The organism is Pontimicrobium sp. MEBiC01747, from assembly GCF_053601635.1.
The window spans coordinates 1-12773 of sequence record NZ_JBSHNS010000290.1 but is presented as its reverse complement, the minus strand read 5'-3'; the positions used below and the strand labels follow the sequence as shown (position 1 = coordinate 12773).

The 12773-nt window shown below is 31.4% G+C and carries 11 protein-coding genes; 10 read left to right on the top strand and 1 reads right to left on the bottom strand.

All coding sequences use genetic code 11. The features are described 5' to 3' along the window. Positions 1 to 171 precede the first annotated feature (171 nt). From ACVC2P_RS09450 to ACVC2P_RS09415, 8 genes are all read left to right on the top strand, one after another. On the top strand, positions 172 to 1539 hold the full coding sequence (locus tag ACVC2P_RS09450; RefSeq protein WP_452598227.1) for a sulfatase: 1368 nt from the start codon (positions 172 to 174) through the stop codon (positions 1537 to 1539). A gap of 41 nt (positions 1540 to 1580) precedes the next feature. Further along, positions 1581 to 2516, top strand: coding sequence for an aldose 1-epimerase family protein (locus ACVC2P_RS09445; RefSeq protein WP_452598226.1), 936 nt, complete (start codon positions 1581 to 1583; stop codon positions 2514 to 2516). Positions 2517 to 2643: 127 nt separating this feature from the next. Then, positions 2644 to 4425: a T9SS type A sorting domain-containing protein gene (locus ACVC2P_RS09440; protein WP_452598225.1), complete on the top strand. Its 1782-nt coding sequence runs from the start codon at positions 2644 to 2646 to the stop codon at positions 4423 to 4425. After that, positions 4426 to 4626, top strand: a complete 201-nt coding sequence (locus ACVC2P_RS09435) for a hypothetical protein (protein WP_452598224.1) — start codon at positions 4426 to 4428, stop codon at positions 4624 to 4626. Positions 4627 to 4873: 247 nt separating this feature from the next. Beyond that, positions 4874 to 6592, top strand: coding sequence for a hypothetical protein (locus tag ACVC2P_RS09430; protein ID WP_452598223.1), 1719 nt, complete (start codon positions 4874 to 4876; stop codon positions 6590 to 6592). 13 nt (positions 6593 to 6605) lie between these two features. Beyond that, positions 6606 to 6962 (top strand): hypothetical protein, encoded by a 357-nt coding sequence (locus ACVC2P_RS09425; protein ID WP_452598222.1) that lies wholly within the window; start codon positions 6606 to 6608, stop codon positions 6960 to 6962. 65 nt (positions 6963 to 7027) lie between these two features. Then, entirely contained in the window at positions 7028 to 8251 is a 1224-nt protein-coding gene (locus ACVC2P_RS09420; RefSeq protein WP_452598221.1) for a T9SS type A sorting domain-containing protein, read from the top strand. Between the two features lie 75 nt (positions 8252 to 8326). Then, on the top strand, positions 8327 to 9916 hold the full coding sequence (locus tag ACVC2P_RS09415) for a solute:sodium symporter family transporter (RefSeq protein ID WP_452598220.1): 1590 nt from the start codon (positions 8327 to 8329) through the stop codon (positions 9914 to 9916). A gap of 95 nt (positions 9917 to 10011) precedes the next feature. On the opposite strand, the gene ACVC2P_RS09410 is transcribed toward ACVC2P_RS09415, so the two are convergent. Then, positions 10012 to 11343, bottom strand: coding sequence for an exonuclease domain-containing protein (locus ACVC2P_RS09410; RefSeq protein WP_452598219.1), 1332 nt, complete (start codon positions 11341 to 11343; stop codon positions 10012 to 10014). Between the two features lie 194 nt (positions 11344 to 11537). On the opposite strand from ACVC2P_RS09410, the gene ACVC2P_RS09405 reads away from it, so the two are divergent. After that, the gene (locus tag ACVC2P_RS09405; RefSeq protein ID WP_452598218.1) at positions 11538 to 11915 is read left to right on the top strand and encodes a DUF423 domain-containing protein; all 378 of its coding nucleotides are present in this window, start codon (positions 11538 to 11540) and stop codon (positions 11913 to 11915) included. A 395-nt stretch (positions 11916 to 12310) separates the two neighbouring features. Next, positions 12311 to 12773, top strand: a 463-nt coding sequence (locus ACVC2P_RS09400; protein WP_452598217.1) for a hypothetical protein, incomplete at its 3' end; no start/stop codon positions are given.

Below are 12773 nucleotides of genomic sequence, written 5' to 3'. Positions count from 1 at the left end.
TATTAATGCTCTAAAGGTTAATTTTGAACCTTTTTTTTGTTTCTAGTTTTAATTTTGAGTCCAATTCAAAACAATAATAGAATGCATTTTTTATATAGGGTCTTATGTATAAGTCTTGTTTTTACTTCTTGCAATAAAACTATCAGCGAAAAAAAACAGACCAAGCCTAATGTGCTTTTACTTTATATGGACGATTTGCGTCCAGAATTGGCAAGTTATGGCGCTTCGCAAATACAATCGCCAAATATTGATGCTTTAGCAGAAAAAGGTGTAAAATTCACAAACGCTTATTGTAATGTGCCAGTTTGTGGTGCTTCGCGAGCCAGCATGCTTACAGGAATGTTGCCGACTAAAAACCGCTTTTTAAATTATAATACGTTTGTAGAAAAAGAAACGCCTAATGCTATAACGCTTCCGCAGTTATTTAAAAATAATGGCTATACTACTATTTCTAACGGAAAAATATACCATCATTTAGACGATAGGGAAAACGATTGGGACGACCTCTGGCGCCCATATGCCTTTGATAAAAACAATCAAGGATTGGCACCAACAGATTATTGGCAATCGCTTTGGAAAGATTATCAACTACTAGAAAATATTTCGGAATATAAAAAAACAAATACAGGACCAGCCTATGAAAAAGCACCTGTAAACGATTCCATTTATATAGATGGTTTACTCACTGAAAAAGTAATTAGAGATATTAAAAAGCTTAAAAAAACTAACAAGCCTTTCTTTTTGACTGCTGGATTTATTGCGCCTCATTTACCATTTAACGCACCAAAAAAATATTGGGATTTGTATGATAAAAATAGAATTAAACAGCCAGAGAATTATAATTACATTCCAAAAAATGCGCCAAAAATGTCTATTAGCAATTGGCCAGAAATGCGAGCATATTCTAATATTCCTAAAAAAGGACAAGTATCAGATAGTTTAGCAATTAACTTAATTCATGGGTATTATGCAACCGTAAGTTACACTGATGCACTCATTGGAAAAATTTTAAAGGAACTAAAAATAGCTGGATTAGCTAAAAATACTATCGTAGTATTAGTCTCAGACCATGGTTATAATTTACAGGAACATACGCAATGGGCAAAGTTTACTAATTATAAAACATCAACCAAAGTGCCGCTTATTATTTATAATCCACTTACAAAAAACAAGGAAGACACTAACGCTTTAGTTGAGTTGGTAGATGTTTATCCGACATTAGCAGAGTTATGCGGTTTAGAAATTCCAGAAAACCAATTAGATGGAAAAAGCATGGTCTCTATACTTCAAAATCCAAAATTAAAAGGGAAAGACCATATTTTTATTAAAAAAGGGAATGGTTATACCCTGCAAACACCAGAGTTTAGCTATACCGAATTTATCAAGCCAGAAGATAACACTGTAATCACTTCTATGTTGTACGATCACAGAACTGATGAAGATGAAAATGTAAATGTTGTGGATGAGCAAAAATATCAAGATATAGTCATCAGTTTAAAAAACATTTTGCACACTAAATATAAAATGAATGTATTATGAAACAAAGTATAATTTTTAGCATCTGCATTTTTACATTGTTTATGAGTTGTAATAGTGCAAAACAAAAAACAGAAATAGTAACTAGTAAACCTTATGAAGAAATGGAGGTTCACACAATAGGTAATGAGAATTTAAAAGTGTCTATAAAAACAAAAGGAGCAGAGTTAACAAGTATTAAAGCAGATGCAACAGAATATTTATGGCAAGGGAATCCAGAATTTTGGAATAGACAATCGCCAATACTGTTTCCAATAGTTGGACGATTAAAAGACCACGAATACACCTTTGATGGTAAAACCTATAAATTACCACAACACGGTTTTGCACGAGATTATGATTTTACGGTTGTTAATAAAACTAATCAAAGTATCACTTTCGAGCAAACTGCATCAAAAGTATCAAAAGCTATTTATCCTTTCGATTTTGTACTACAAATAACATATACTATTAACGGGAAATCGTTAGACGTTGATTATTTGGTTAAAAATCCATCAGCAAGTGATGAATTATATTTTTCAATTGGTGCGCACCCAGCATTTAATTGCCCAATTGAGAAGGGGCAAAAACGTAGTGAATACCAATTGGTTTTTAATACAGATGATATGCCAAAGACACAAGATAAAATAGATGGATTATATATAGATCAATGGACGCAGTATTTTACAGAGCCTGGTATATTAGAGTTACCAGATACAGTTTTTGATGAAGGTTCTTTAACTTTCAATTCTAATCCGTTTTCAAAAGTGACGTTGGTTTACAAGCCAACTAACAAAAAGTATTTAAGTGTTACGTTTAAAGAATTTCCATATTTAGGTATATGGTCAAGTAAAAACAACTCACCTTTTGTATGTATAGAACCTTGGTTTGGGATAGCAGATCATATAAATCATAATAAAGATTATAAACAAAAAGAAGGCATTATAAAATTAGAGGCTAATGAAACTTTTAAAAGTCGGTATACCATAGAAATACTTTAAAAACCAACGTTAAATTTATTCAGAAGCATAAATATATATCACAAAAATATAACAAAGTCTAATTTTTGATTATTAACGAACCTAAAGATTATTAATAAATTCTATTTTTAATAAAATTATAAAACTAATGAAAACCATAAAGTTATGCCTAACACTTTGTTTCCTATTATTAACATGCATATATTCTTTTGCGCAAACGACTTATTATGTCGATCAGCAAAACGGATTAGATTCTAATAATGGAACATCAACTTCAACAGCATTTCAAACATTTACTAAAGCAAAAAATAGTGTTTCGGCAGGAGATACAATTGAAATAATTGGAGAGTATAAAAATCCAAGTTACAATGCGAGTTATTCTTACTCTGCCGAAAACGATTCACATTTATGGCATTCAGAAAACACAATAAGAGTACACAATCTAAACGGTTCAGCAGGAAATTTTATTACTATAAAAGCTTATGATAGCAATACGATTTTAAAAGGAGATGGCGCAAACATTTTTAGAGTTACCAACAGTTCGTATTTAAAAATTGAAGATTTTAATATTCAAGGCGAAGTAGATAACATTCCTTTAAGCATTGCAAATGCTTTACAGTTTGTGTATATTATAGATGACAGTAATTTACAAGGAACAGTTACTGCACCAGATGCTACAGACATTAAATTTAGAAATGAAGACGAAACAAATGATACTGATGATGTGGTCGAGGAGACAGATACCTATACAGATATTAGTGCGCTAACAGTAGTAAGGCCATCATATATAGATACTAGAGGCTTATACATTAGTAATTCAAATAATATTAAAATTACTAGCAATACAATCCATCATACCCCTGGTGGTGGTTTAAGAGTTTCTGATAGTAAATTTATAGACATTGAAGAAAACGAAATATACAGATGCTCTGCTAAATCGTATTCTGGTACACACGCACTCGTAGTCACTAAAACAGAACCAATAGGGACTAATGCTTATAGTATTAATATTTTAAGAAATAAAATTCATCACAATTATAACGAGCAATACTCGTGGGCACCTACAAAAACGATTATTACACCACGAATAGATGAAGGTAAAGGGATATCACTACAAAGAAACAATACATCTTCTTGGACTAATGGTAGCGGCCGTATTTTAGTAGCCAATAATTTGTGCTATTGGAATGGATTTAGTGGTGTACATACTAACGATGGTAATAGAATCGATTTTATTAATAACACTTGTTATATGAATTCTTACACCAATACTGTAACATACGCTGGAGAAGAACAAAGAGGCAATAATATTGGTATTAGTGCTCAAGGAAGTGACGATATTAAAATCATTAATAACATTTCGGTTATTGATACAGATTGGAATGCCTTTGCGCTTGCAGCTGGAGGAACAACTAACTTAGTGGTTACAGACAATATTATTTTTGGTGCCAATGGTACAGTAAATGAAGATTCAGATATAACAGCAGTAGATGAAGATACAACAATTGCAGATCCGTTATTTATTAACGCAGGAGATGAAAATGCAAGTAGTTATGATTTTGGCTTAAATTCAAATTCACCAGCAATTGGTATTGCAGATTCTGCTGAAGCACCAACGGATGATTTTTTTGGTGCTACAAGAGATGTTACCCCAGATTTAGGAGCAATAGAATATCAATCTACATTATCTGTAGGCGAGCAAGAATTGAATACAATGTCTGTGTTTCCTAATCCGTTTCAAGATCAAATTACTATCCGTAAAGCTGAAATTTCTTCAGAAAATATTACGTTATATACTATTTTAGGGCAGAAACAAACGTTTAATTTTCAATCGAGTACAAATTCAATAACTTTAAAATTGAATAATTTACCTAGCGGAATATATGTATTAAAAATAGGCTCGATTGCCAAAAAAATTGTAAAGCAATAAATGCCAAAACGTAAGTTTTTACTTGTATTAAAAGGTCGTATAGTTTGCTTATTCATTACTGTGTTTGCATTTGCATTGTCTTCGCGCAAAACTTTAGAAACCAAAACGGGTAGTTTAGAAACGTATTTAAAAAAAGAAAACCTTATTCCTTGGACTATAGTTGGTTTTGATGTTAAAGAACATACACCACAACAGCCTTAGAAATTTCAAAAAAAATAAGAACTTCTATTCATTAAATTCTGGAAACGTATTATGTCTATAAAATTAAAATAGTCTGTTTTTTTATCAAATTTAAAAAAGCACTAACTATAGATGTGTTATTTATTAAAATTACTACAAATGCCCTGTATTGCTAATGAATTCACAATTATTAAACGTTATCAGACAATAATGAAACCATTTTTAGCGTCTTTTTTTTCAATTTTACATCACTTAAAACAACTACTATATGAAAACCAAGTTTTTACTCTATTCAATTTTAGCAATCGTTTTTATTTTCTCGTGCGAAGATGACGACGAAAATTTAAATGGAACAGGTATAGTAAATTTCACTTTAGATGAACTAGTTGAAATTGAAAACGCAACAATTCCATTAAATATTAATTTAGGTGTAGACACTTTTAATCATGGTGGCGGAACTGTTGATGTTTCAATTTCTGGTGCAAACTACGGAACAGATTACGAAACAAGTGGTGGTAGTGCAAATTTTAGTATTGAAATTGGACAAGGTAGTTTGTCGAGCTCATTTAGCTTAACACCAATAGATAATGATACTATAGACGGTAACCTAAACCTAACCATTACAATTACAAATGCAACAGGTGCTTTAACTTTAGGCGAAAATACAACACTACAGTTTACTATTTTAGATGATGATGATCCCTTGATTGCAATAGTAGGTTTTGAAAATACAACAGGTACTTTACAAGAAAATGATGCAACTAATTATTTAATAAATATACCTTTTAATCAAGCCTCTACAGATGGTGGTACAATTACTATAACAGCTTCAGGCGATGCCGTTTTTGGTACAGATTATACAGTTGTAAACCAAACAGCTAGCCCATTTACTGTAACAGTTCCTGCTGGAGCAACATCAGCAAGTTTTGAAATGACTGCAATAGACAATACCGTTTTTGCAGCAAATAAAACAGCAACCTTTACAATAACAGAAGTAACAGGTGGTTTGGCAACAGGTGTAACAACAGCGACTACCATAACGATAGAAAATGATGATTCGCCACCAAATCCAGTAATAGATTTTGATGCGGCAAACACATTAACTTACAATGAAGATGCAGGAACAATCACATTAAATTTCAATTTATCAGGAGCAACAACAGCAGATGCAACAATAGAATTAACAGCTTCAGGTACAGCAGATACTTCCGATTTTAACTTTGGAGGAAGTAATAGCCCATATTCGTTTGTTATTCCAGCTGGTTCAACAACAGCAAGTGTGGACATTACAATTGTTGATGACATAGATACAGAAACAGATGAAACTATAGTTTTAGATATAACTTCAGTTTCTGGTGGTTTAGACACTGGAGTTAATTTACAACAGCAGACACTAACCATTACAGATAATGATACTGTTGCAGCTTTTAATTATGTAGAAACTTTTGAAACTGTTGCAGATTTAGAAGCTGCAGGTTTTAACGCCTTTTTACTATCGGCTCAAGACTTACCAAGTAGTAAAAAATTTAAGTATAATATGAACGCTGGTAAATATGCAGATGTTGATGATGTCACTCAAGATTCCGATACAGGTTTGGTTGTTTTTTATAATACTACTCAAAACGGAAATGGTGTTTTAGATAACGTAGTTATAACACCTCAAATGCAAGTTACAGGAAATGTAGATGTATCTATAGATATAGCATATTCACAAGCTCCTGCAGTAAATAATGCAGTAGTAACATTTTATTACTCAGAAGTATATGATGGTACAGAGACTTGGAATCAAGCAGATTGGACAGAAATAGGAACAGAAACTGCTGCCGATATGAATACTGAAGGGATAGCTATAGGTGATTACAAAAGAAAAGTAATGAACATAACCCCTAATGCAAACTTCTATATAGCTGTTAGAGTTAACCAAACTATAGATAACACGTTTACTAAAACACAATGGCGTTTAGATAACTTTAAAGTAAATAATTAAACAAAATAATATTATGAAAAAAATAATTTTTGCGCTAATAATGCTAATTGGGTTTTCATTTTCTGGTTTTTCTCAATCAGATAAAATGAAAGAAAAAGCAAATCAAAAAATCAAAAAAATAAATTCTCAAATTACTAAGGGAAATGAGAGCGTTGCTTTAACTAATGAGCAAAAGGAAAAGATTTATGCTTTAGAAATTGAAAAGCTTAAAAAAATTAAAAGCTTGAGAAAAGAGATTAAAGATAAGTCTGTACTTAAAGAAAAAATTAAAGCTTTAAATAAAGAAGAAGGTAAAGAAATTTCACAAAACATCTTGACAAAAGAGCAAAAGGTGGCTAGAAGAATAGCTAAAAAAAAGAGTGAAGAATAATAAATGCTCATTAGTAGCAAAAACCGAATAAAATAAATTATTAATTAACTACTAAATTAAATATTATGAAAAAAATTACATTATCAATAGTCTTAATTTTGCCGTTACTAGGTTTTAGCCAAGTAGTTGCAAATGGAACTTTTGATACAGATACTAGTAACTGGGTTGAACAACAAAGTTCAACTTTATCTCATAGTACAGACGATGCTAGTGGAAGCGGAACATCTGGATCTATGCAAATCGTAGCAGGAGCAGCTACAAATACAGGAGCTAAATCTAACCCGAACACTCAACCAGCTATGGCTGGATCGTATTTGTTAAAATTTAAAGTAAAAGGTACAGCAGGAAATAAAATACAAGGATCATTATTTCAAGGATCAGTACTTCCTGGATCTCAATATACAATTCAAACAACTGGTGTTTGGGAAGATTACTCAACAACATTTACAGGTATTACAACAGCAAACATGAATATAAGAATATTAGGGAAAACTGCTAGTGCTACATACCTAGTAGACGATGTTGAATTTGTTGAGTTGGTAACTCAAGATACTTGGGTTGCAAATTCTAATTTCGAAGCAACTTCTAGTTGGACAGCTACAGGTACACCAACCGAAGCGACTGCCTCTTTCAATACAACAACACCGCAAGAAGGCTTACAAGCTGGGCAATTGACATTTATTGCTAATCAAACAGAAAATCAATTTTTAGATAATACAATGAATGATTTTGGTGAAACAGTTACCCCTACAGAAATAAACACAACTTTTTGGGTAAGATCAAGTAATGCAGACCTTGCCGTTCAAGTTGTTTTTGATTTATTTGATGAAGCTGGAACAAAAATAACTGGGGCTAATACAGGTGTTTATAATATTACTGCTGCAGATACTTGGGAAGAAGTTACATTCACTAAGCCTATTACAAATGCCTTTAATCAAATTAAATATAGATTAAAAGTAAGAAAGCAATCACCTGCAAATTCAGGAGATGTTATTCTTTTTGATAATATAACAGCAAGTTTTTCGTATCCTACTTTAAGTGCACCAACTTTTGAAGAGAACCTTACTTTTAAGATCTATCCAAACCCTGTGAAAGATGAATTAAAAATTACTAATAGTGGTCAAATTTCAAATATTGATATTTATAATATTACTGGACAAAAAGTGTTGTCTAACAATAAATTAATTAATAATATCTTGGATGTTTCGTCTTTAAATTCGGGAATTTACCTTTTAAAATTAGAAGATAAAAAAGGTCAAGTTACTACAAAAAAATTAATAGTAGAATAAACTATTTATTGTAATTATTATAAGTCCAGTTAAATAATATTCTGGACTTTTTTTATTAAATAAAATATCAAACATATGCTTGCAATTGCTTCTTTTGTTGGATTTACGGCCGTAGTAGCTGTTATTTCGTATTATGCTACTCGTAAAACCGATGAAACTACCTCAGAGGGGTACTTTCTTGGAGGAAGAAGTTTAACAGGTGTCGTTATTGCAGGTTCATTACTATTAACCAATTTATCTACCGAGCAAATTGTAGGGTTAAATGGTTCTGCTTATAAAGAAGGTATTTTGGTTATGGCCTGGGAAACTCTTGCAGCTATTGCAATGGTAATTACGGCACTTTTTCTATTACCAAGGTATTTAAAAGGAGGTATAGCTACTATTCCTACATTTCTTGAAAGACGTTACAATAAAATAACAAAAGCATTAACCTCAGGCTTGTTTTTAACAGGTTATGTTGTTGTATTGCTTCCAATAGTTTTATATTCTGGTGCTTTGGCTATTAATGCAATGTTTGATGTGCCAGAATTGCTAGGTGTTTCTAAAACTACAGCATTATGGATTTCAGTTTTTACTATTGGCATAATAGGATCTATTTATGCTATTTTTGGAGGGCTAAAAGCAGTTGCTGTTTCAGATACAATTAATGCAGTTGGTCTTTTAATTGGAGGTTTATTAATTCCGTACTTTGGATTAAAGGAGATTGGAGAAGGTCGTATTTCAGAAGGAATTTCAATATTAATGAATAGTAATCCAGAAAAATTTGATTCTATAGGAAATGCAGATTCATCTATTCCATTTGCAACAATTTTTACAGGGATGATGTTAGTTCAATTATTTTATTGGGGAACAAATCAAGCTATTATACAACGAGCATTAGGAGCAAAGAACCTAAAAGAGGGGCAAAAAGGATTATTGTTAGCTTCTTTTATAAAAATTTTAGGACCATTAATTGTAGTGGTTCCAGGTATAATTGCATTTCATTTATTTCAAGGCGGATTAACAAACCCAGACGAAGCGTATCCAGAATTAGTAACCAGAGTATTACCAACCTCATTAGTTGGTTTTTTTGCTGCAGTATTGTTTGGTGCTATTCTTAGCTCATTTAATAGTGCTTTAAATAGTTCTGTAACATTATTTTGTGTAGATATTTATAAAGCGTTTTTTAATAAAGAAGCATCAGAAAAGCAAGTCGTAAAAGTGGGCAGACGCTTTGGCGTTTTGCTAGCATTATTAGCAATGTTTGTTGCTCCTTTTATAGCAAATGCACCAGATGGATTATTTGGTTATTTACAAGAAATAAACGGATGCTATAGCATACCAATTTTAACTATAATTGTAGTTGGATATTTAACTAAACGTGTACCAGCTAAAGCTGCAAATATTGCTATTGTTTTAGGTGCAGCTTTATATATAATTAGCCAATTTATATTAAAGCCTTATGTTTTTGGAAAAGATAATTATCCTCATTTTCTCCACGTAATGGCAATTTTGTTTGTGTTGAATGTTATTGTAATGCTAATAATAGGTAAGCTTTCACCAAGAACTGTGGACTATGAACAAAAATTTACACAAGAGGTAGATATAACGCCTTGGAAACATGCTAAACTTGTAGGGGTAATTGTAGTAATAATTGTGGTTACGTCATTTATTTATTTTTCATAAAGTTTAAAAAGACAGATGTCGCTTAATTTAATAGAAAAAGAAACTTATAATTGTTAAGTCAAAAGTATGAGGGATTTATTTACTAGTATTAAAGATTAATACTTAAACTTAGCAAGAATACTTCTTACATCGCTATTATCTTTTTGCTTAATTAAAAAGGGCTCCAATTGCTCTTCATGTGTTATCTGTTCGCTTTTATCTATAAAACCATACCCTAAATATACTCCGTTTTTTATAATAACAAATGCCTCTTCTTCAGGAGTTCTGCCTTTTTCTTTAATAATACGGTCTTGACTTTTATTTATAATATCGCAAATAGCATTAGTAACACGTTCATTATAAAGCTCTACAGACTCGTCTCCTCTACAAATGCCATTACAATTAGTAATAGCATGATGAGAACAAAAGTCTACACCCTCTTGTAAGTGGCAAAATTTAGGACACAAATTAAACTGCTCGCAAACACGTTCTAAAAACAATCTAATATCGCGCACACTGTACAATGTAATAATAGGTTTGGGTGTGGCTTTTGCTGCATTAATGGCTAAATGCATAACATTATTTCTATCTTGGTAGCTAAAAATAGAATAGCCTTTTGGTGTCCGTTTAGAGGCCTTATTATATTGAGGAAAATGATGCTTAATAGCTGCATCTTCCATTAATAAAGCCAGTAACTCGCTACCAGATAATTCAAAATCAATATCTGCCGTTTCTCTAACCATATCTAAAGATTTTTGCGCTTTGCTGTAAAAATGACTCAAAACCCTTTTTTTAATATCTTTAGCCTTTCCAACATATATAATTGTGCCTTTTTTATTTTTAAAATAATAAATACCAGCAGCGTTTGGCAAGGCATTAAATACCTTATTAGGTAGGTTAGGAGGTAAGGTTGCCTGTTTATTGTTTTTATTTAAAAAATCTTTAAAAATAGGGTCTGCATTTTCCTGTTTCTGTAGAAGTTTAAATAAAATAACAGTGGCTTCTGCATCACCGCGAGCACGATGTCTGTCTACAAGATTTATGTTTAGAGCTTTGCATAATTTTCCTAGGCTATAACTACGGTGTCCAGGTATTAATTTTCTACTTAAACGAACAGTGCAAAGTTTTTTGCGAGTAAACGCTATACCTAATAATTTAAACTCACCTTGTATAACATTATAATCAAAATTAACATTATGAGCCACAAATATGGCATCTTTGGTAATCTCTAAAATAGTATCTGCTATTTCAGAAAATTCTGGAGCATTAGCAACAGTGCCATTATCTATACCAGTTAAAGCAGTAATATGCTCTGGAATAAAACAATTTGGGTTTACAAGCGATGTAAACTCATCTACAACAACATTACCATCGTATTTAAAAATAGAAATCTCAGTAATACGGTTACTGCGTCCAGAGGTTTCAACATCTATAATAGTATATAACAAATCTTCTTTTTTTAGCAGGATAAAGATACAGGATTTAATAAGTAAATAGAAAAGAATTTAAACAACTGTTCTAACTCTTCGGTTTAGAATAAACGTATTTAAAAATTAATAAAAAGAATATATTTTGCCATATACATTATACAATAAATAAAGGAGTCGTATTATTGTATTAATATAATAGAACAAACTAAATTATGACAGCAAACATGCTAATAGTAATCGCTTCAATTTTTGGTGCTTTAGGCATTATTTTAGATGCTTTTGGTGCTCATGCACTTAAAAAACAATTTACACCAGAGCAAATGCAAAGCTTTGAAACAGGTGTTAAATACCAAATGTATCATGCTATTGTACTCTTAATTTTAGGATTTCAATTGCCTATGGAAACGACGTTAGAGTATGCAATTGTTTGGTGTTTTTGTATAGGCATCGTTTTATTTTCGTTTAGTATTTATGGGTTATGTATTTCTTCGGCTAAAGGAAATAAAATTAAAATTCTAGGGCCAATTACACCAATAGGTGGTTTATGCTTGTTAACAGGTTGGATACTGTTATTGGTTCATTTTATTTAAAAAAAGCTGAAAAACTCGCTATGCATGTTGGTGTAATCTATTATTAGAAGATTATTGTCAGTTCGAGTGCAATTCCCTTTTGGGAATTTAGTATCGAGAACGATTTGAGTTATAAAACTTCTCGATACAATTTCTCGTACCTCGAAATCACTCGAACAGACAACATTTAGATTAATAAAAAAGAAGTACATTTAACCCTAAATATAATATTGAATATCCGTAATCCATCATAAAATCTACTGTCACCCTAAACTAGTTTCAGGTTCTCACCATGAAGCATCTATGTTTTTAGATGTTATATGATACAGCAACAAGTTCAGCATGACGTTATGTAGCATTATCATACAAAACGAATAATCAAATATTAAATAGACACAAACAAATTATTAATGAATATGATGAATAAAATTTTAACCCTACTATTGTTCTGTTTTCTTTTTAACTGTAATAACAACTCTAAAAAAACAAAAGAAGTAATAGAAGAAGTACAACAAGAGCAAGAAGTGAAACTAGTAAAAGAAAAGAAGGCAGTTAAACCTATTAAACAAATACATAATATCCCTTTTCTTACAGATATAAAAACTTTAGAACAAGATACAAGTGCAAACCCTATCGAAAATTTTAAAAAGACAGCTACAACCAAGGCTAATAAAAGTATTGTACTAACTAAGGCCAATATAAAAACAGCTTTAGAAGATGCTAAACAATACAAGCATACCGTAATAGTAGTAGGGACACATACTATTGTTAAGGTTATAAATTATGCTAATTGTAAAGTATCTGCATCTTGGGGTGCATGCATGCCTTATGTAAAAGGTTATGTGAAAAAAGGAGATTTACAACCAAAAATCGACTATG